Origin of the sequence: Streptomyces sp. 2P-4 (assembly GCF_030167965.1) — a bacterium.
GTDB lineage: Bacteria > Actinomycetota > Actinomycetes > Streptomycetales > Streptomycetaceae > Streptomyces > Streptomyces globosus_A.
On the sequence record NZ_CP095011.1, the window covers coordinates 5377297 to 5397984 of the forward strand.

Here is a 20688-nt window from a genome sequence, read left to right on the forward strand (position 1 = left end):
CGCCGCAGGATCGGCAGGTGAGCCATGACCGGCAACGCCGGCTCCGCCGGCACCCCACCCCGCGATGTGATCTCCCACGATGTGATCGTCGTCGGCGCGCGCTGCGCCGGCGCGCCGACCGCGATGCTCCTCGCCCGGCGCGGGCACCGGGTCCTCCTCGTCGACCGGGCCACCTTCCCGAGCGACACCCTCTCCACCCACCTGATCCACCCGCCCGGACTGGCCGCGCTGCAGCGGTGGGGGCTGCTGGACCGGGTGGCCGCCACCGGTTGCCCGCCCATCCACACCTACCTGTTCGACCTCGGGCCGATCAGCATCGCCGGCTCTCCGGCCGGCGAGGGCTTCGACGCCTCGTACGCGCCCCGCCGCACCGTCCTCGACAAGATCCTCGTCGATGCCGCGGCCGAGGCCGGCGCGGAGGTCGCGGAAGGGTTCACCGTCGACAGTCTGCTCTTCGACGGGGACACCGTGACAGGCGTCGCGGGACACGGCCGGGAGGGCCCCGCGCGGCACCGCGCCCGGTTCGTCGTCGGTGCGGACGGCCTCCACTCGTCCGTGGCCCGGGCCACCGGCGCCGAGGCCTACGCGGAGAAACCGAAGATCAACGTCTACTACTACACGTACTGGTCGGGGCTCCCGATGAACGGCACGTTCGAGGCCTACGACCGCGGAGACCGGGCGTTCGCCGCCTGGCCCACCAACGACGGCCTCACGATGGTCATCTGCGGCTGGTCCATGCGCGACTTCGAGGCCAACCGCGACGACGTCGAGGGCAACTACCATGCGACCCTGGCCCGTGCGCCGGCGTTCGCCGAGCGGGTCGCGGGGGCCGCCCGCGCCGAGCGGTTCGTCGGCACGGCCGTCCCGAACTACTTCCGCAAGCCGTACGGCCCGGGCTGGGCCCTGGTCGGGGACGCCGGATACCTGAGGGACCCGATCACCGCCCAGGGCATCCAGGACTCCTTCCGGGACGCGGAGCGCTGCGCCGGCGCCCTCGACGACGTCCTCGCCGGGCGCAGGCCCTTCGAGGAGGCGATGCGGGCCGCCCAGGAGGCGCGGGACGCGCAGGTCGCCTCCATGTACGAGTTCACCGCCGGGTTCGCCCGGATGGAACCGCCGCCGCCCGAGATGCAGCAGCTGCTGGCGGCGGTGTCGCGGAGTCCGCAGGCGCGGGACGAGTTCGTCCGGGTGACGGCCGGGATGACGCCGCCCGAGGAGTTCTTCGGGCACATGGAGGAGCGGATGGCGCAGGAGGCGCCCGGCGTCCTGTGAGCCCGCCCGAGGGCACTACCCGCCGAGCTCGGCGGCGTACGGAGGCTCCGCGCCCGCCCTGGTGCAGGTCAGCGCCGCCGCGCGGGCGGCGTGGGCCAGCACGTCCGGCCAGTCCGGCGGGCCGCCGCCGGCGAGGCGGTGCAGCAGCGCCGCGCTGACGGTGTCGCCCGCCCCGATCGTGTCCGCCACGGCCACGGCCGGGGACGGCACCGAGTGCTCCGCGCCCTCCCGCGTGCGGACGGTCAGCCCCTTCGCGCCGCGGGTCAGGATCACCGCCGACGGCCCCGCCGCCAGCCAGTCCTCCACGCGCCCGCCCAGCCAGTCGGCGTCCTCCTCGGACAGCTTCAGCACGGACACCGACGGCAGCCGGCCCAGGAACCTGGCCCGGTACGCCGCCGGGTCCGCGATCAGCGCCGGCCGCACGTTGGGGTCCAGCAGCGTCAGCAGCCCGCGGGCCGCCTCGCGGCGCAGGAGCGCCTCGTAGGCGCTCGCGCCCGGCTCCAGCACCAGCGAGCAGCTGCCGACCGCCAGTGCCCGGGCGCCGGCCGGCAGGGCGCCGGTCAGGCGGAACAGCCGGTCGGCGGTGCCCTCCACGTGGAAGCCGTACACGGCGGAGCCGTCCGCGCCGAGCGAGGGCACGGCCAGCGTGGTCGGCTCCGGCCCCCGCTGCACCAGTGAGACGTCGACCCCCGCGGCCCGCAGCCCGGAGAGGAGGCTCTCGCCGAACCCGTCGGTCGAGATCCGCGAGCAGAACGCCGCCTGCGCGCCGAGGCGGCCCAGGGCCACCGCGGTGTTGTACGGGCCCCCGCCCGGCCGCGGCAGCAGCGCACCCGGCGGCTGCCCTGCGGGCACCAGGTCGATCAGGGCTTCTCCACCGACGACGATCACGCGGGGGAAGGTATCCCATCGGCCGGGGGTATCGTCGGGTGGGCCCGGCCGGCCCTCCGCCGCCGTGGCCCCCTGCCGTCCGTGCCACCCGGGAGATCCGCATGTCCGCGCCGCAGTCCGCCGCCCGCCGTACCGTCCTCAGGGGTGCGGCCGCGATCGTCGGGGCCGCCGGCGCCGGAGCGGCCGTGACCGCCTGCTCCACCGAGACCAACAGCGGCTACGGCAGCCCGGCGGTCCCCACCGCGCCTGTCGAGCTCGGCGACGCGGCCGATGTGCCCGTGGGCGGCGCGAAGCTGTACCGCGAGCGGAAGCTGATCGTGAGCTGCCCGGCGGAGGGGCAGTACAAGGCGTTCAGCGCGCAGTGCACGCATGCCGGCTGCGTCCTCGACAAGATCGTCCAGGGGGAGGGCAACTGCCCCTGCCACGGCAGCCGCTTCGACACCGCCACCGGCAAGGCGCTCCGCGGCCCCGCCACCGACCCGCTGCCCGAGGTGCCGGTCCGGGCCGAGGGCGGCAAGCTGATCGCGGGCTGAGGCCCGGCTCCCCGCGCCGGTCAGGCCCAGTCCCAGGCGATGCCGAGGAGGCCGCGCCGCACCGCGGGCTCCACGATGTGCACGGCGCCGTACCGGCCGCTGGGCGTGAGGTCGGCCAGGCCGCTGCGCGGCGCCCCCGGCCCGGACCGGGTGAAGCGCCGGCAGCGCACGGGCAGGGCGGCCTCGTCGAAGCGGACCTGGAGCACGTACTGCCCGCCGGTGTAGCTGAAGCCGCGGACGTACTCGGTGCACCGGGCCCCGGTGCCGTCCTCGAAGCCGTAGCCGAAGACGTACGTCTCCCCGGTGCGCAGCCGCCGCTCGAACAGCAGCTCCGCGACGAGCACCTCGGCCTCGCGGTGCCGGCGGACCCGCCCCGTCCGGCAGTTCTCGCCCGCCTGCACCCGCACGCGCGCCGGGTCGCAGCCGGGGTCGCCGTGGTGGACGGCGAGGTAGCGGTCCACGCCGTCCCGGTGGGCCCGTACGACGTGCTGCGAGTCCCGGCCGGCCAGCTCGCCGGCGGCGCCGATGCGGACCCGCTCCTGGTGGACCACGGTGTGCAGGCCCCCGTCGGACGGCAGCTCCAGCCCGGCCAGCAGCTCCTCCACGGCCGCGCCCACGCTGACCAGCGCCCGGTACGAGCGGGCCGGGGGCCGGGCCGTCCCGCCCGCCGCGGGCTCCGGCCCGGCGAGCAGCCGCAGCAGCGAGCCCCGCGGCAGGTCGAGGATCTGCTCCAGGGCGCGTACGGCCCGCAGCGACTCCGGGCGGCGCGGGCGGCGGGCGCCCTGCTGCCAGTAGCTCAGGCTGGTCACGCCGATCGCGATGCCGCGCGCGGCGAGCCGGTGCCGGACGCGGTGCAGGGGCAGGCCGCGGGCGGCCAGGGCGGCGCGCAGGGCCAGGTGGAACGGCCCGGTGTCCAGCAGGCGGGCCAGGTCCCCGGGGGCCGCGCCGGGGCCGGCCGGCCCGTCCGGGGCGGGCCCGCCGGTGCGCTCCGCGGTCGGCGGCATGGCGGCTCCTCCTGTGAACGTTCACACACGGTGGGGCGTAAGGGCCCGCGGTGGCGCGCGGTGGCCAGGTGAAGGGGCGGCAGCCGTTCACACGGCGGGCACGCCGTTCACACTGCACTGTCAAGGCGTATTGAAGCCTGTTGACCGGATCACGACAACACCCTGAAGCTCCTTCACAAGCGTCCGGACGCGCTCCTCCATCCCCACGTCCCCACGGGAGGAACGCGATGCGCACCCGAATGCGGCGGCTGTCCGCCACAGCCGCCGCCACCACCGCCCTGCTCCTCGCGCTGCCCTGCGCCGAGGCGTCCGCCGCGCCGGCCGGTCCCGCCCCCACGGGCCCCGCCGCCGGCGCCGCCCTGGCGTACAAGCGCCTGAACATCACGATGCAGGCCCAGCAGAAGTCCAACTGGTGCTGGGCCGCGGGCGGCAACACCATCGCCGCCTGGTACGGCCGCACCCACACCCAGAACCAGTTCTGCAACGCCGCCTTCAACCGCAGGCAGGGCACCGAGTGCCCCGACAGCCAGGCCACCCTCGGCCACGTCCAGACCGCCCTCCGCTGGAGCGGCATCAATCCCGGCTCCTACGTGACCGGGTGGCTGCGCCACTCCACCGTGCAGACCGAGATCGACGCGGGCCGGCCGGTCGAGACCCGCATCCAGTGGTCCTCGGGCGGCGGCCACATGCACGTCGTCTACGGCTACGACACGAACGGCAGCTGGGTCTACTGGGGCGACCCCTGGCCGTCCAGCGACCGGTACAACTGGGCCTCCCACGCCTGGTACGTCGACAACAGCGGCTTCTCCTGGACCCACTCCCTCTACCGGATCGGGGCGTGACGCCGTGACGAAGCGCACCGCCGCCGCAGCGGTCCTCGCCGCGACCGCCCTCCTCGGCCTCGCGCCGCAGGCCGCGGCCGCACCCGCCCCTGCCTCTGCCCCCGCCCCGCAGCCGCCCACCGCCGCAGCCGACGACCGGGCCGCCGCCGCCCGGGCCGCCGCCGCGCCCGACACCCTGGCGGTCCTCGCCCGGTTCTTCGCCCGCGAGGGCGGCCCCGGCGCCGCCGCGGCCGCCGGGCACCCCCGGATCGAGGGTGAGCCCGTCGAAGTGCGCCACCTCTCGCCCGACTTCGTCGCCGGCCGGCCCGGCGCGCCGGTGTCCCGCCTGGAGTTCCTCGCCGGCCGGGCCGTCGCCGCCGACGGCCGGCAGGCCGCGGTGTGGACCGCGCGGACCGCAGGCGGCTGGGAGGTGGTCAACATCGCCGACGGCGACGACGAGTTCCGCTACGCCCGGCTCGGGGCGGAGCGGATGCCCGGTGGCACCGTCTTCCGCGAGCCGCAGATCGACGCCTGGTACGTCGCCGGCGGCGGGCGGGTGCTGCCGCTCGACGAGGACGCCGTCCGCGCGGTGGGGGAGCGGGGCACCGGCCTGGCCGCCTACCGGGCGCGCGTCGCCGCCGCGTACGGGGACAAGCTGCCCGGGTCCGCGTACGCCCGGGACGGCCGGGCCGGCGGCTACTCCGAGGCCGCCTCCGCCCCTCCCGGCGGGACGCCTGCGGCAGCCGCCGGGGCCGCCGCAGCGGCCCTCGCCGCCGCCCTCGGGGTGCTCGCGGCACGCCGCCGGCGCCTGAGGCGGCGTACGGGCTGACCGCCCTGCGCGGCGGGCCGCCGGCCGGCTCCGGCCCGCCGGCGGCACGCCGCGCAGCAGCTCTCCGCCGCCCCGGCGGCACGCCCCGCCGGGCGGCCGGGCAGCAGGGGCCGGGATGTCGGTCCGCGACAGTAGGGTGGGCGGCATGGCCGACCCTTCCAGCTACCGCCCCCAGCCGGGCCAGGTCCCCGACTCGCCGGGGGTCTACCGCTTCCGCGACGAGCACCGCCGGGTGATCTACGTCGGGAAGGCCAAGAGCCTGCGCCAGCGCCTGGCGAACTACTTCCAGGACATCGCCGGACTCCACCCGCGCACGGCCACCATGGTCACCACGGCCGCCTCCGTCGAGTGGACCGTCGTGTCCACCGAAGTGGAGGCCCTCCAGCTGGAGTACTCCTGGATCAAGGAGTACGACCCCCGGTTCAACGTCAAGTACCGGGACGACAAGAGCTACCCCTCCCTCGCCGTCACCATGAACGAGGAGTACCCGCGCGTCCAGGTCATGCGCGGCCCCAAGAAGAAGGGCGTCCGCTACTTCGGCCCCTACGCGCACGCCTGGGCGATCCGCGAGACCGTCGACCTGATGCTGCGCGCCTTCCCCGTCCGCACCTGCTCCGCCGGGGTGTTCAAGCGCTCCGCGCAGATCGGCCGGCCCTGCCTCCTCGGCTACATCGGCAAGTGCTCCGCCCCCTGCGTCGGCCGCGTCACCCCCGAGGAGCACCGTGAACTCGCCGAGGAATTCTGCGACTTCATGGCCGGCCGCACCGGCACCTACCTCTCCCGCCTCGAAGCGCAGATGCACGAGGCCGCCGAGGAGATGGAGTACGAGAAGGCCGCCCGGCTGCGCGACGACATAGGGGCGCTGCGCCGCGCCATGGAGAAGAACGCCGTCGTCCTCGCCGACGCCACCGACGCCGACCTCGTCGCGGTCGCCGAGGACGAGCTCGAGGCGGCCGTGCAGATCTTCCACGTCCGCGGCGGCCGGGTCCGCGGCCAGCGCGGCTGGGTCACCGACAAGGTCGAGGCCGTCGACACCGCCGGGCTCGTCGAGCACGCCCTGCAGCAGCTGTACGGGGAGGAGGCCGGCGAGGCCGTGCCCAAGGAGGTCCTGGTCCCGGCCCTGCCCGAGGACGCGCCCGCCCTCGGCCAGTGGCTCGCCGGCCGGCGCGGCTCGCAGGTCAGCCTGCGCATCCCGCAGCGCGGTGACAAGAAGGCCCTCATGGAGACCGTCCACCGCAACGCGCAGCAGGCCCTCGCCCTGCACAAGACCAGGCGCGCCGCCGACCTGACGACCCGCTCCCGCGCCCTGGAGGAGATCGCCGAGGCCCTCGGCCTCGACAGCGCGCCGCTGCGCATCGAGTGCTTCGACATCTCCCACCTCCAGGGCGACGACGTCGTGGCCTCCATGGTCGTCTTCGAGGACGGCCTGGCCCGCAAGGGCGAGTACCGGCGCTTCCAGATCAAGACCTTCGCCGGGCAGGACGACGTCCGCTCCATGCACGAGGTGGTCTCCCGGCGCTTCCGCCGCTACCTCCAGGAGAAGCTGAAGACCGGCGAGTGGTCCCCCGGGGACGGCGCAGCCGACGGCGCCGACGCGGCCGACGCGGCCGACGCGGCCGGGGGCGCCGGGCAGGCGCAGGACGACGGGCGGCCCAGGCGCTTCGCCTACCCCCCGCAGCTCGTCGTCGTCGACGGCGGCCGGCCGCAGGTCGCCGCCGCCCAGCGGGCCCTGGACGAGCTCGGCATCGACGACGTCGCCGTGTGCGGCCTGGCCAAGCGCCTGGAGGAGGTGTGGCTGCCCGGCGAGGACGACCCCGTCGTGCTGCCCCGCACCAGCGAGGGCCTCTACCTGCTCCAGCGCGTCCGCGACGAGGCGCACCGGTTCGCCATCCAGTACCAGCGCAGCAAGCGCGGCAGGCGGCTCAAGGCCGGCCCGCTCGACGAGGTGCCCGGCCTCGGCGAGACCCGCAAGCAGGCCCTCGTCAAGCACTTCGGTTCGGTGAAGAAGCTGAGACAGGCGACAATCGACCAGATCTGCGAGGTCCCGGGCATAGGGCGCAAGACGGCCGAGACGGTGGCCGCTGCCCTCGCCCGGGCAGTCCCCGCCGCCCCTGCCGTCAACACGGCGACAGGGGAGATCATGGAGGAGGAGACCCCCGCACCCGCGGGAACCTCGTCCGAACGGGGGACCGACCGATGACCGAGCAGCACGAGACCGAGTACGACCGAGAAAACGGAGCACAGGTGAGTACGGGCACGACACTGGAGCCCGGCGAGAGCGCCGAGGCCGCCATCCCCGAGCTGGTGATCATCTCCGGGATGTCCGGAGCCGGCCGCAGCACGGCGGCCAAGTGCCTGGAGGACCTCGGCTGGTTCGTCGTGGACAACCTCCCGCCGGCGCTGATCCCCACCATGGTGGAGCTCGGCGCCCGCTCGCAGGGCAACGTGGCGCGGATCGCCGTCGTCGTCGACGTCCGCGGCCGCCAGTTCTTCGACGCCTTGCGCGAGTCCCTCGCCGACCTGGAGCTGCGCGGCGTCACCCGGCGCATCGTCTTCCTGGAGTCCTCCGACGACGCGCTGGTGCGCCGCTTCGAGTCCGTCCGCCGCCCCCACCCGCTCCAGGGCGAGGGCCGCATCACCGACGGCATCGCAGCCGAGCGCGACCTGCTGCGCGAGCTGCGCGGCGACGCCGACCTGGTCATCGACACCTCCAGCCTGAACGTGCACGAGCTGCGCGCGAAGATGGACGCCCAGTTCGCGGGCGAGGAGGAGCCCGAGCTGCGCGCCACCGTCATGTCCTTCGGCTACAAGTACGGCCTCCCCGTCGACGCCGACCTCGTCGTGGACTGCCGCTTCATCCCCAACCCGCACTGGGTGCCCGAGCTCCGGCCGTTCACCGGCCTGAACCCGGAGGTCTCGGGCTACGTCTTCAGCCAGCCCGGCGCCAAGGAGTTCCTCGACCGCTACACGGAGCTGCTCCAGCTCATCGCCGCCGGCTACCGCCGCGAGGGCAAGCGGTACGTCACCATCGCCGTCGGCTGCACCGGCGGCAAGCACCGCAGCGTCGCCGTCTCCGAGAAGCTCGCCGCCCGCCTCGCCTCCGAGGGAGTCGAGACCGTCGTGGTCCACCGGGACATGGGGCGCGAGTGACCGGACGCACCCTGCGGCTGCGCCGCCTGCGCCGCCTCACCCCGGGGCGGGGCGAGGACGGCGCGGTCCGCACCGCGCCGCGCCGCGGCGCAGCCGCCAAGGGCGCCGCACCCAAGGTCGTCGCGCTCGGCGGCGGCATGGGCCTGTCGGCGTCGCTGGCCGCCCTGCGCCGGATCACCGGCGAGCTGACCGCGGTCGTCACCGTCGCCGACGACGGCGGGTCCAGCGGGCGGCTCCGCGAGGAGCTCGGCGTCCTCCCCCCGGGCGACCTGCGCAAGGCGCTGGCCGCCCTCTGCGGGGACGACGACTGGGGCCAGACCTGGGCCCGCGTCATCCAGCACCGCTTCCAGTCGGCCGGCGCCCTGCACGAGCACGCGGTGGGCAACCTGCTGATCGTGGCCCTGTGGGAGCAGCTCGGCGACCCCGTCCAGGCCCTGGACCTCGTCGGCAGGCTGCTCGGCGCGCACGGCCGGGTGCTGCCGATGTCGGCGGTGCCGCTGGAGCTCCAGGCGCTCGTACGGGGCCACGACCCGGCCCGCCCGGCGGACGTGGACACCGTCCGGGGGCAGGCCACCGTCGCCACCACCCCCGGCGAGGTGCTGTCCGTGCACCTCGTGCCGTCCGACCCGCCCGCCGTGCCGGAGGCCGTGGCCGCGGTCCTGGACGCCGACTGGGTGGTGCTCGGCCCCGGGTCCTGGTTCTCGTCCGTCATCCCGCACCTGCTGGTGCCGGAACTCCTCGACGCGCTCATGGAGACCAAGGCCCGGCGCGTGCTGTCGCTCAACCTGGCCCCGCAGCCCGGCGAAACAGAGGGGTTCTCTCCGCAGCGTCATTTGGAGGTTTTGGCCCGACACGCCCCTAAACTCGCCCTGGACGTGGTGCTGGCCGACCAGGCCGCCGTGCCCGACCGCGAGTCCCTCGCCGATGCCGCGCAGCGCTTCGGCGCCGCGGTCGAGCTGGCGCCGGTGGCCAGGGAAGACGGCTCCCCCAAGCACGACCCGGAGCTGCTCGCAGCCGCGTACGACCGTATTTTTCGGATGCATGGAAGGATCGGCCCATGGCGATGACGCCAGCGGTGAAGGATGAGATCTCCCGGCTCCCCGTCACCCGGACCTGCTGCAGGAAGGCGGAGGTCTCGGCGATTCTTCGGTTCGCCGGCGGCCTGCACCTGGTGAGCGGCCGGATCGTCATCGAGGCGGAACTCGACACCGGGATCGCCGCGCGGCGGCTCCGCAAGGACATCCTGGAGATTTTCGGCCACTCCTCGGACCTCGTCGTCATGGCGCCGGGCGGCCTGCGCCGCGGCAGCCGCTACGTGGTCCGCGTCGTGGCCGGAGGCGACCAGCTGGCCCGCCAGACCGGACTGGTCGACGGCCGCGGCCGCCCCATCCGGGGCCTGCCCCCGCAGGTGGTCTCCGGGGCCACCTGCGACGCCGAGGCGGCCTGGCGCGGCGCCTTCCTGGCCCACGGCTCGCTGACCGAGCCGGGCCGGTCCTCCTCGCTGGAGGTCACCTGCCCCGGCCCCGAGGCAGCCCTGGCCCTGGTGGGCGCCGCCCGGCGGCTCTCCATCGCCGCGAAGGCCCGGGAGGTCCGCGGCGTCGACCGCGTCGTCGTCCGCGACGGCGACGCCATCGGCGCGCTGCTGACCCGGCTCGGCGCCCACGAGTCCGTGCTGGCCTGGGAGGAGCGGCGGATGCGCCGCGAGGTCCGCGCCACCGCGAACCGGCTGGCCAACTTCGACGACGCGAACCTGCGCCGCTCGGCGCGCGCCGCCGTCGCCGCCGGGGCCCGCGTCCAGCGCGCCCTGGAAATCCTCGGCGAGGAGGTGCCCGAGCACCTGGCCGCCGCGGGCCGGCTGCGCATGGAGCACAAGCAGGCCTCCCTGGAGGAGCTGGGCGCCCTCGCCGACCCGCCGCTGACCAAGGACGCCGTCGCCGGCCGCATCCGCCGTCTGCTGGCGATGGCCGACAAGCGGGCCCAGGACCTCGGCATCCCGGGCACCGAGTCGAACCTCAGCGAGGAGCTGGCCGACAACCTGGCCGGCTGACCGGCCGGCACCGCACCATGCACCGGGGGCCCGTACGCCGCACAGCGCGCCGCGTACGGGCCCCCGGTGCGCGGCGGCTCGTTCCCGCAACGCCCCATTGACATGGACACGAGGCCTCGTGAGCCTGTCGTCCGAACGCTTTCGTGGCAGTCGACGCCCAGGGGGGCACATGAGGCACCGCGCGGGACTGATCCTCGCCGCCAGCTCACTCCTCTTAGCAACCACCGCGGCCGCCCTCCCGGCCGCGGCCCACGCCGGCCCCGCAGCGGACGCCGCACCCGGCGCCGAGGAGGTCCGGGTCTACGACGCCGACATCACCAAGGAGCAGGTCCCGCTCGTCCTCGCCGCAGGCCAGGACGGGCACGAGCTCTCCGAGCGAGCCCCGGAGACCGGCACCGCCCGCGTGGAGCTGTTCCTCACCGAGGGCCAGGCCCGCGGGCTCGCCGCCCGCGGCGTGGCCCTCGCCGAGCGCACGGTGGGGGCCTCCGCCCGCGCGCAGGCCCCCGGCGACGGCGTCTTCCGCCCGTACAGCGGCAAGGGCGGCCTGAAGGAGGAGGTTCTGCGGACCGCGCGGGAGCACCCCCGCCTCGCCAAGGCCGTCTCCATCGGCAAGACCGTCCAGGGCCGGGACATCCTCGCGCTGAAGGTCACGAAGAACGCCCGCACCACCCGCGACGGCGCGAAGCCCTCCGTGCTGTACATGTCCAACCAGCACGCCCGCGAGTGGATCACGCCCGAGATGACGCGGCGCCTGATGCACCACACGCTGGACGCCTACGGCAAGGACCCCCGGATCACGAAGCTGGTGGACTCCACCGAGCTGTGGTTCCTGCTGTCCGCCAACCCCGACGGCTACGACCACACCCACGCCTCCGAGGCCAACCGGCTCTGGCGCAAGAACCTCCGCGACAACAACGGCGACGGCAGGATCACCAGCGGCGACGGCGTCGACCTGAACCGGAACTTCGCCTACAAGTGGGGCTACGACGACGAGGGATCATCGCCCAACCCCGCGAACGAGACCTACCGCGGCCCCTCCGCGGCCTCCGAGCCCGAGACCGCCGCCCTCGACCGGTTCCAGAAGCGGATCGGCTTCGAGTACGCCGTCAACTACCACTCCGCCGCCGAGCTCATCCTCTACGGCGTCGGCTGGCAGGTCGCCACGCCCACCCCCGACGACACCGCCTACCGGGTGCTCGCCGGAACCCCCGAGAACCCGGCGGTCCCCGGCTACCGCCCGCAGCTGTCCTCCGAGCTGTACACCACCAACGGCGAGGCCGACGGCCACGCCGCGAACGTCAACGGCATCATGATGTTCACCCCGGAGATGACCACCTGCCGGACGGCCTCCGCGGCCGACCCGAACGACCGGTGGAAGCCCGAGGACTGCCGCTCCGGCTTCAACTTCCCCGACGACGAGAAGCTGATCCAGGCCGAGTTCGCCAAGAACGTCCCCTTCGCGCTGGCCGTCGGCGAGAGCGCCGCACGCCCCGACCGGCCGGTGTCCCCCGTGGGCCTGACCGCCGCCGACTTCACCCTCGACCCCTTCACCACCTCCTACGCGGCCGACGGCCGCGACCAGCCGGTCGCCGTCACCGCCCGCAAGGCGCTCGGCGACAAGCGGCTGCACTGGCGCGTCAACGGCGGCCGCGCCCACGACCGCGGTGTGAAGCCCTGGAAGGGCGGCTCCGTCTACGGCGGCGAGGACAACAACTGGTTCGACGAGTACCGGGGCGCGGTCCGCGGCGCCCGCCCCGGCGACCGCGTCGAGGTCTGGTTCACCGGCCGAGACCGGGACGGCCGCCGTGTCTCCAGCGACCGCTTCACGTACACGGTCGCCGAGCGGCCCCGCGCCGACGCCCTCGTGATCGCCGAGGAGGGCGCCCCCGCCCGGCACGCCCGCGGCTACGCCGACGCGCTCCGCGCCAACGGCCGGGCGGCCGCCGTCTGGGACACGGCCGTCCAGGGCGCCCCGCACCGCCTCGGCGTCCTCGCCCACTTCCGCACCGCCGTCCACTACACCGGCGCCGTCGCCCCCGGCGGCGACACCCAGCTCGCGCTGCGCTCGTACCTCAACGAGGGCGGAAAGCTGATCGAGGCCGGCGAGTCGGCCGGCGGCGACGCCCGGGTCGGGCCCGCCCTCACCGACGACTTCGGCCAGTACTGGCTCGGCGCCTACAGCCGCAGCAGCGTCCGCGGGGCCACCGGCTTCGCCGGCTCGGGGGGCCTCGCCGGGGCCCGCGGCGGGCTCGGCGGCGCCGAGGGCAACCCGCTGGACGCGCCCGGCGCCTTCACCGTCACCTCCGAGAGCCTGCCCGCGGACCGGTTCCCGCAGTTCCGCAGCGCGCAGGCGGGCGGGTACGCCGGCGTCGTGAACCCGTACGCCCCCCACTCCGGAACCGGCATGGCCGCGGCGACCCACGCCGACGGGGACTGGCGGCGGCTGACCCGCACCATCGACCTCACGGCGGTGTCCGCCGCGGACGCGCCGCAGCTCAAGGCCGCCCTGAACTGGCACACCGAGCGGGGCTACGACCACGCCGTCCTGGAGGCGCGCACGGCCGGCGGCGACGACTGGACCACGCTGCCCGAGGCGGGCGGCCTGACCCGCAGCCAGGTGCCGACGGACTGCGGGGCCGGCTTCTTCGTGAACGCGCACCCCTTCCTGCGGCGCTACCTCACCTTGGAGGGCAGCGGCTGCACCGCGCAGGGGAGCAGCGGCGCGTGGCACAGCCTCACCGGATCGTCCGACGGCTGGAAGCAGGCCTCCTTCGACCTCGGCGCGTACGCGGGCCGGACCGTCGAGGTGTCGCTCTCGTACATCGCGGACGCGAGCGAGGGCGGCCGCGGCGTGTTCGCGGACGACGTCCGCCTCTCCGTCGGGGGAGTGGACCAGACCACCGAGGGGTTCGAGGACTCCCTGGGGAGCTGGACGGCGGCCGGGGCCCCTGTGGGAAGCGCCGAAGTTCCCGGCGACTGGGCGCGCTCCGGCGAGCTGTTCCGCTCGTACGCCTCGGTCACCACGCGTGACACCGTCCTGCTCGGATTCGGCCTGGAGCACGTCCGCGAACCGGCAGACCGCGCGCTACTCGTCGGTAAGGCGCTCCGCGCGCTGAACCGCTGATCAACGCCCCGGCCGCTGCTCACGCCGCGTGACCGGCACCGAGGCCCCGCAAGCCCCGCACAGGCCCACCGGAGCGGGGCCCGGGGTGTGTCAGGTCCCGGACGATGTCACTCGCAAGCTCACGGAGAGGTAGGGTCGTAAGCGGTCGGGGACATCCCATTTACAGCTCGCCGGGCGCACAGACCGGCGCACCAACGAGGAGATCGGTTCGTGACGATCCGCGTAGGAATCAACGGTTTTGGCCGAATTGGCCGCAACTACTTCCGAGCTCTCCTGGAGCAGGGGGCGGACATCGAGATCGTCGGTGTCAACGACCTGACGGACAACGCCACCCTGGTGCACCTCCTCAAGTACGACAGCATCCTCGGACGCCTCCGCCAGGAGGTCACGCACACCGAGGACACGATCACGGTCGGCGGCAACACCTTCAAGACGTTCGCCGAGCGCGACCCCGCGAACCTCCCCTGGGGCGAGCTGGGCGCCGACATCGTCATCGAGTCGACCGGCATCTTCACGAAGAAGGCCGACGCCGCCAAGCACATCGCCGCCGGCGCGAAGAAGGTCCTCATCTCGGCCCCGGCCAAGGACGAGGACATCACCATCGTGATGGGCGTCAACCACGACAAGTACGACGCGGCCAACCACCACGTCATCTCCAACGCCTCCTGCACCACCAACTGCGTGGCGCCGATGGCCAAGGTCCTCGACGAGAACTTCGGCATCGTCAAGGGCATGATGACGACGGTCCACGCGTACACCAACGACCAGCGCATCCTGGACTTCCCGCACTCGGACCTGCGCCGCGCCCGCGCCGCCGCCGAGAACATCATCCCGACCTCCACCGGTGCCGCCAAGGCCACCGCACTGGTCCTCCCGCAGCTGAAGGGCAAGCTGGACGGCATCGCCATGCGCGTCCCGGTCCCGACCGGCTCGGTCACCGACCTCGTCCTCGAACTCGACCGCGAGGTCACCAAGGACGAGATCAACGCCGCCTTCCAGAAGGCGTCCGAGGGCCAGCTCAAGGGCATCCTGGACTACACCGAGGACGCGATCGTCTCCTCCGACATCGTGAACTGGCCGGCCTCCTGCACCTTCGACTCGTCGCTGACGATGGTCCAGGGCAAGCAGGTCAAGGTCGTCGGCTGGTACGACAACGAGTGGGGCTACTCCAACCGACTCGTCGACCTGACCGTCTACGTCGGCGGCCGGCTCTGACGCACGTCGGACACACAAGCCGAACTCCCATGATGTGAGCACAGGGTCCGCGCAGCGCGATGAAGCGCCGTACGGGCCCTGTTGCCTGCCCGCCCCACCCACCCCGCGCCGGTACGGCCCGTGCCGGGGGACAAGGAGTAGAAACACATGAAGACGATCGACGAACTCCTCGCCGAGGGCGTCTCGGGCAAGAGGGTCTTCGTCCGCGCGGACCTCAACGTGCCGCTCGCCGGCGACGTGATCACCGACGACGGCCGGATCCGCGCCGTGCAGCCGACCATCGCCCGCCTCGCCGAGGCCGGCGCCCGCGTGGTCGTCGCCTCGCACCTGGGCCGTCCCAAGGGCGCCCCGGACCCGGCGTTCTCCCTCGCCCCCGCCGCGAAGCGGCTCGGTGAACTCCTCGGAGCCGAGGTCGCCTTCGCCGCCGACACCGTCGGCGCCTCCGCCAAGGAGACCGTCGCGAAGCTCTCCGACGGCCAGGTCGCCGTCCTGGAGAACCTCCGCTTCAACCCCGGCGAGACCGCCAAGGACGACGCCGAGCGCGGCGCCTTCGCCGACCAGCTCGCCGAGCTCGCCGACGTCTACGTCGGCGACGGCTTCGGCGCCGTGCACCGCAAGCACGCCTCGGTCTACGACCTGCCCGCGCGCCTGCCGCACGCCGCCGGCTCCCTCATCGCCGCCGAGGTCGGCGTCCTGAAGAAGCTGACCGCGGACGTCAAGCGCCCCTACGTCGTCGTCCTCGGCGGCGCCAAGGTCTCCGACAAGCTCGCCGTCATCGACGAGCTGCTCGGCAAGGCCGACCGCCTCCTCATCGGCGGCGGCATGGCCTACACCTTCCTCCACGCCAAGGGCTACGAGGTCGGCATCTCCCTGCTCCAGAAGGACCAGGTGGAGACCGTCAAGGAGTACATGGCCCGCGCCGAGGCGAACGGCGTCGAGCTCGTCCTGCCGGTCGACGTCCTCGCCGCCTCCGAGTTCCCCGACCTCAAGGGCAAGGCCCCGGCCGAGTACACCACCGTCGACGCGGACAAGATCCCCGCCGACAAGGAGGGCCTCGACATCGGCCCCAAGACCCGCGAGCTGTACGCTTCGAAGATCGCCGATGCCGAGACGGTGTTCTGGAACGGCCCCGTGGGCGTCTTCGAGCACCCGGACTACGCCGGCGGCACCCGCGCCATCGCGCAGGCCCTCGTCGACAGCAGCGCCTTCACCGTCGTCGGCGGCGGCGACTCCGCCGCGGCCGTGCGCACGCTCGGCTTCGACGAGAACGCTTTCGGCCACATCTCTACCGGCGGCGGCGCCTCCCTCGAATACCTCGAGGGCAAGACGCTCCCCGGTCTCGCTGCACTGGAGGTCTGACCCCGATGACCACGCGCACCCCGCTCATGGCGGGCAACTGGAAGATGAACCTCAACCACCTCGAGGCCATCGCGCACGTCCAGAAGCTCGCCTTCGCGCTCGCCGACAAGGACTACGACGCCGTCGAGGTCGCGGTCCTGCCGCCCTTCGTCGACCTGCGCTCCGTCCAGACGCTCGTCGACGGCGACAAGCTGAAGATCAAGTACGGCGCCCAGGACCTCTCGGCCCAGGACGCCGGAGCCTACACCGGCGAGATCTCGGGCTCCATGCTCGCCAAGCTCAAGTGCACGTTCGTGGCCGTCGGCCACAGCGAGCGCCGCCAGTACCACGGCGAGACCGACGAGGTCTGCAACGCCAAGGTCAAGGCCGCCTACCGGCACGGCCTCACCCCGATCCTGTGCGTCGGCGAGGGCCTGGAGGTCCGCAAGGCCGGCGACCAGGTCGCCCACACCCTCGCCCAGGTCGACGGCGGCCTGAAGGACATCCCGGCCGACCAGGCCGAGTCCGTCGTCATCGCCTACGAGCCCGTGTGGGCCATCGGCACCGGCGAGGTCGCCACCCCCGAGGACGCGCAGGAGGTCTGCGGGGCCATCCGCCGCCGCCTCGCCGAGCTCTACTCCCAGGAGCTGGCCGACAAGGTCCGCATCCAGTACGGCGGCTCCGTCAAGGCGAACAACATCGCGGCGATCATGGCGCAGCCCGATGTCGACGGCGCCCTGATCGGCGGCGCGGCCCTCGACGCGGACGAGTTCGTCAAGATCGTCCGGTTCCGGGACCAGTAGTCCGCACCCCCGCGGCAGCGAGTATGCCGCGGGCCGGATCCGTCGTACCCTTGCGGGGGCCAGGAGGCTGTACCACCAGCCACTGGCCCCCGCGCCCATCCGGCACCGCCGGAAAGCCTTCGGAAGCCAGAAAGTAGGAATCAGCCGTGGTTATGGGGTTCTCGATCGCCCTGATCGTCTTCAGTGCGCTGCTGATGCTGCTCGTGCTGATGCACAAGGGCAAGGGCGGCGGCCTCTCCGACATGTTCGGCGGCGGCATGCAGTCCTCCGTCGGCGGCTCCTCGGTCGCCGAGCGCAACCTCGACCGCATCACGGTCGTGGTCGGCCTGCTGTGGTTCGCGTGCATCGTCGCCCTCGGCCTGATGATGAAGTCGAACGGCTGACGCCTCCGAGCGGCAGCCGGTTCTCGCCGATCCGGCCGTCCCGCCCCGCGCGTCCCGCCTATCATGAAGGCGGCGTCCACGGCTCGGAGTGAGTAACTCCATTTGCTGGACGCCCGTTGGGCCTTCCGTACACTGGGGCGCCCGCGGCGGAAACCTCTCACGCTTCGCGGCACCATCACGCAGGGGAGTTACGACCGTGGCAAGTGGCAACGCGATCCGTGGCAGCCGGGTCGGGGCGGGGCCGATGGGCGAGGCCGAGCGCGGCGAGTCCGCGCCCCGCCTGCGCATCTCGTTCTGGTGCTCGAACGGGCACGAGACGCAGCCCAGCTTCGCCAGCGACGCCCAGGTGCCGGACACCTGGGACTGCCCGCGCTGCGGGTTCCCGGCCGGCCAGGACCGGGACAACCCCCCGGCGCCGCCGCGCACCGAGCCGTACAAGACGCACCTGGCGTACGTGCGCGAACGCCGCACCGACGCCGACGGCGAGGCCATCCTCGCCGAGGCCCTCGCCAAGCTCCGCGGCGAGATCTGACGAGAGCCGCGCACCGGCGCGGCACCGGGCCCGGCCCGCAGGAGGCCCCTCCGGCGGACCGGGCCCTTCGCCGTGCGCGCACACCGCAGCGCTGTCCCGCACAGGCCCCCTCCATCCTTTAAGTTGGTGATCGGCGGGGCACGACAGGACGGAAGAAACGGGTTGATGTCCGAGATGAACGCAGAAGGCCGGGCAAGGCTCAACCGGACCCCCGAGTGGCTTGCCCTCGGCAAGCACCGGGAAGAGCTGGGGCAGACGCATCTGCGGCAGCTGTTCGAGGAGGATCCCGACCGCGGCACGGCGTACACGCTGCGCGTCGGCGACCTCCACATCGACTACTCCAAGCACCTCGTCACCGACGAGACGCTCACGCTGCTGCGCGAACTGGCCGCCGCCACCGGCGTCGCCGAACTGCGCGAGGCCATGTTCCGCGGCGAGAAGATCAACACCACCGAGGGCCGCGCGGTCCTGCACACCGCGCTGCGCGCCCCCGCCGGCACGGTCGTCGAGGTCGACGGCGAGGATGTCGTCCCGGGCGTACACGCCGTCCTCGACAAGATGGCCTCCTTCAGCGAGCGGGTCCGCTCCGGGGAGTGGACCGGCTTCACCGGACAGCCCCTCACCAACATCGTCAACATCGGCATCGGCGGATCCGACCTCGGACCGGCGATGGCCTGCGAGGCGCTGCGCCCCTTCACCGACCGCGGCCTGACGGTGCGGTTCGTCTCCAACGTCGACGGCGCCGACCTGCACGAGGCCGTCCGCGACCTCGACCCGGAGCGGACCCTGTTCATCGTCGCGTCCAAGACGTTCACGACGATCGAGACCATCACCAACGCCGAATCGGCCCGCGCCTGGCTGCTGGACGGCCTCGGCGGCGACGAGGCCGCCGTCGCCCGGCACTTCGTCGCGCTCTCCACCAACGCGGAGAAGGTGACGGGCTTCGGCATCGATCCGGCCAACATGTTCGAGTTCTGGGACTGGGTCGGCGGCCGCTACTCCTTCGACTCCGCGATCGGCCTCTCGCTGATGATCGCGATCGGCCCGGACCGCTTCCGCGAACTCCTCTCCGGCTTCCGGCTGATGGACGAGCACTTCCGCACGGCGCCCCCGGAGGAGAACGCCCCGCTGCTCCTCGGCCTCCTCGGCATCTGGTACGGCGCCTTCCACGACGCCCAGTCGCACGCCGTCCTGCCCTACAGCCACTACCTGTCGCGGTTCACCGCCTACCTCCAGCAGCTCGACATGGAGTCCAACGGCAAGTCCGTGGACCGCGAGGGCCGACCCGTCGACTGGCAGACGGGCCCCGTGGTCTGGGGCACGCCGGGCACCAACGGCCAGCACGCCTACTACCAGCTGATCCACCAGGGCACCAAGGTGATCCCGGCCGACTTCATCGGCTTCGCCCGCCCGGTCGCCGAACTGCCGCCCCGGCTCGCGGCCCAGCACGACCTGCTGATGGCCAACTTCTTCGCCCAGACGCAGGCGCTGGCGTTCGGCAAGACCGCCGACGAGGTCCGCGCCGAGGGCGTCGCCGAGGAGCTCGTCCCCCACAAGACCTTCCGCGGCAACCACCCCACGACCACGGTCCTGGCCACCGAGCTGACCCCGTCCGTGATCGGCCAGCTGATCGCGCTGTACGAGCACAAGGTCTTCGTCCAGGGCGCCGTGTGGAACATCGACTCCTTCGACCAGTGGGGCGTGGAGCTCGGCAAGGTGCTCGCCAAGCGGGTGGAGCCGGCGCTGGCCGAGGGCGCCGACGTGCCCGGGCTCGACGCGTCGACCCGGAACCTCGTCGCGGTCTACCGCTCGCTGCGCGGCCGCTCCTGACCCCTGCGCACAGCGCGGCCCGCCGTCCCCGAGGGGAGGGCGGGCCGCCTGCTGCACGGTGAGGGGCCGTCAGGCTCACACCGGCGGGTAGAGGCCCGCCGGGAGCTTCGCCGCGGCCGCCCGGTCGAGGAGCCACAGGGTGCGCGAGCGCCCGTACGCGGCCGCCGCCGGGGCCTGTACTCCGCCTGCGCCGCCCAGCGCGATGGCGACGGCCCCGGCCTTGTCCTCGCCCGCCGCGAGCAGCCACACCTCGCGGGCCGCCCGGATCGCCGGCAGGGTCAGCGAGACCCGGGTCGGCGGGGGCTTCGGGGCGCCGTGCACGCCGACGACCGTCCGCTCGGTCTCCCGGGCCGCCGGGTGCTCCGGGAACAGCGACGCCACATGCGTGTCCGGGCCCACGCCCAGCATCAGCACGTCGAAGCGGGGCACCGGGCCGTGGTCCTCCGGGCCGGCGGCCTGCCGCAGCTCCTCCGCGTAGGCCGCGGCCGCGGCGTCCGCGTCGTCCCCGTACGGGCCGTCCGACGCCGGCATCGCGTGCACCCGCGCCGGGTCCACGGGCACGGCGTCCAGCAGCGCCTCGCGCGCCTGGACGTGGTTGCGCTCGGGGTCGTCCGCCGGGACGAAGCGCTCGTCGCCCCACCACAGGTCGATCCGGGCCCAGTCGACCGCGTCCCGGGCCGGGGCCGCCGCCAGCGCGGCGAGCAGCCCGTTGCCGTTGCGGCCGCCGGTCAGGACCACCGAGGCGCTGCCCCGGGCCGCCTGCGCGTCCACGATCTTCGTGATGAGCCGGGCGGCCGCGGCCTGGGCCATCAGCTCCTTGTCCCGGTGGACGACGACCTGGGGAGTCGTCATACCCATGTTGTTGCCGCCTTCTTGGTCGGGAAATGGCGCGGCCGCCGACCGGACCGCCCCGGAAGGG

General features: G+C 73.7%; 18 protein-coding genes. 15 read left to right on the forward strand and 3 right to left on the reverse strand.

Translation table 11 applies throughout. The annotated features are described in order from the left end of the window. Nucleotides 1–24: 24 nt before the first annotated feature. On the forward strand, nt 25–1272 hold the full coding sequence (locus MUK52_RS23815; protein WP_284579893.1) for an NAD(P)/FAD-dependent oxidoreductase: 1248 nt from the start codon (nt 25–27) through the stop codon (nt 1270–1272). A gap of 15 nt (nt 1273–1287) precedes the next feature. Here MUK52_RS23815 and MUK52_RS23820 read toward each other — a convergent pair whose 3' ends face one another. Further along, nucleotides 1288–2160 (reverse strand): carbohydrate kinase family protein, encoded by an 873-nt coding sequence (locus MUK52_RS23820; RefSeq protein WP_284579895.1) that lies wholly within the window; start codon nt 2158–2160, stop codon nt 1288–1290. A gap of 101 nt (nt 2161–2261) precedes the next feature. On the opposite strand from MUK52_RS23820, the gene MUK52_RS23825 reads away from it, so the two are divergent. Continuing rightward, entirely contained in the window at nt 2262–2693 is a 432-nt protein-coding gene (locus MUK52_RS23825) for a Rieske (2Fe-2S) protein (RefSeq protein ID WP_284579897.1), read from the forward strand. Nucleotides 2694–2713: 20 nt separating this feature from the next. Here MUK52_RS23825 and MUK52_RS23830 read toward each other — a convergent pair whose 3' ends face one another. Next, nucleotides 2714–3697 carry a hypothetical protein gene (locus MUK52_RS23830; RefSeq protein WP_284579899.1) on the reverse strand — a complete coding sequence of 328 codons (984 nt, stop codon included), beginning with the start codon at nt 3695–3697 and terminating at the stop codon, nt 2714–2716. A 227-nt stretch (nt 3698–3924) separates the two neighbouring features. Here MUK52_RS23830 and MUK52_RS23835 point away from each other — a divergent pair, with 227 nt between their 5' ends. From MUK52_RS23835 to pgi, 13 genes are all read left to right on the forward strand, one after another. Further along, nucleotides 3925–4539, forward strand: a complete 615-nt coding sequence (locus tag MUK52_RS23835; RefSeq protein WP_114057084.1) for a papain-like cysteine protease family protein — start codon at nt 3925–3927, stop codon at nt 4537–4539. Nucleotides 4540–4543: 4 nt separating this feature from the next. After that, on the forward strand, nt 4544–5347 hold the full coding sequence (locus MUK52_RS23840) for a hypothetical protein (protein ID WP_114057083.1): 804 nt from the start codon (nt 4544–4546) through the stop codon (nt 5345–5347). A 145-nt stretch (nt 5348–5492) separates the two neighbouring features. After that, complete coding sequence (uvrC, locus tag MUK52_RS23845; RefSeq protein ID WP_284579902.1) at nt 5493–7547, forward strand: excinuclease ABC subunit UvrC; 2055 nt, start codon at nt 5493–5495, stop codon at nt 7545–7547. Beyond that, on the forward strand, nt 7544–8497 hold the full coding sequence (rapZ, locus tag MUK52_RS23850; RefSeq protein WP_114057082.1) for an RNase adapter RapZ: 954 nt from the start codon (nt 7544–7546) through the stop codon (nt 8495–8497). Before uvrC ends, rapZ begins: the two co-directional genes overlap by 4 nt. After that, nucleotides 8494–9564 carry a gluconeogenesis factor YvcK family protein gene (locus MUK52_RS23855; RefSeq protein WP_114057081.1) on the forward strand — a complete coding sequence of 357 codons (1071 nt, stop codon included), beginning with the start codon at nt 8494–8496 and terminating at the stop codon, nt 9562–9564. The genes rapZ and MUK52_RS23855 overlap by 4 nt, the downstream gene beginning before the upstream one ends. After that, on the forward strand, nt 9555–10544 hold the full coding sequence (gene whiA, locus MUK52_RS23860; RefSeq protein WP_114057080.1) for a DNA-binding protein WhiA: 990 nt from the start codon (nt 9555–9557) through the stop codon (nt 10542–10544). Before MUK52_RS23855 ends, whiA begins: the two co-directional genes overlap by 10 nt. A 169-nt stretch (nt 10545–10713) precedes the next feature. Then, a complete protein-coding gene (locus tag MUK52_RS23865; protein WP_284579906.1) occupies nt 10714–13668 on the forward strand; it encodes a M14 family metallopeptidase in 2955 nt (984 codons plus the stop codon). A gap of 210 nt (nt 13669–13878) precedes the next feature. Beyond that, on the forward strand, nt 13879–14883 hold the full coding sequence (gene gap / locus MUK52_RS23870; protein ID WP_114057078.1) for a type I glyceraldehyde-3-phosphate dehydrogenase: 1005 nt from the start codon (nt 13879–13881) through the stop codon (nt 14881–14883). A gap of 147 nt (nt 14884–15030) precedes the next feature. After that, entirely contained in the window at nt 15031–16242 is a 1212-nt protein-coding gene (locus MUK52_RS23875; RefSeq protein WP_114057077.1) for a phosphoglycerate kinase, read from the forward strand. Between the two features lie 5 nt (nt 16243–16247). Continuing rightward, nucleotides 16248–17024: a triose-phosphate isomerase gene (gene tpiA, locus MUK52_RS23880; protein WP_114057076.1), complete on the forward strand. Its 777-nt coding sequence runs from the start codon at nt 16248–16250 to the stop codon at nt 17022–17024. Nucleotides 17025–17176: 152 nt separating this feature from the next. Beyond that, nucleotides 17177–17407, forward strand: coding sequence for a preprotein translocase subunit SecG (gene secG / locus MUK52_RS23885; RefSeq protein WP_114057075.1), 231 nt, complete (start codon nt 17177–17179; stop codon nt 17405–17407). A gap of 244 nt (nt 17408–17651) precedes the next feature. Beyond that, nucleotides 17652–17939: an RNA polymerase-binding protein RbpA gene (locus tag MUK52_RS23890; RefSeq protein WP_030197743.1), complete on the forward strand. Its 288-nt coding sequence runs from the start codon at nt 17652–17654 to the stop codon at nt 17937–17939. A 174-nt stretch (nt 17940–18113) separates the two neighbouring features. Next, entirely contained in the window at nt 18114–19769 is a 1656-nt protein-coding gene (pgi, locus tag MUK52_RS23895) for a glucose-6-phosphate isomerase (RefSeq protein ID WP_114058851.1), read from the forward strand. Nucleotides 19770–19844: 75 nt separating this feature from the next. On the opposite strand, the gene pgl is transcribed toward pgi, so the two are convergent. Continuing rightward, on the reverse strand, nt 19845–20621 hold the full coding sequence (gene pgl, locus MUK52_RS23900; protein ID WP_114057074.1) for a 6-phosphogluconolactonase: 777 nt from the start codon (nt 20619–20621) through the stop codon (nt 19845–19847). Nucleotides 20622–20688: the final 67 nt, after the last annotated feature.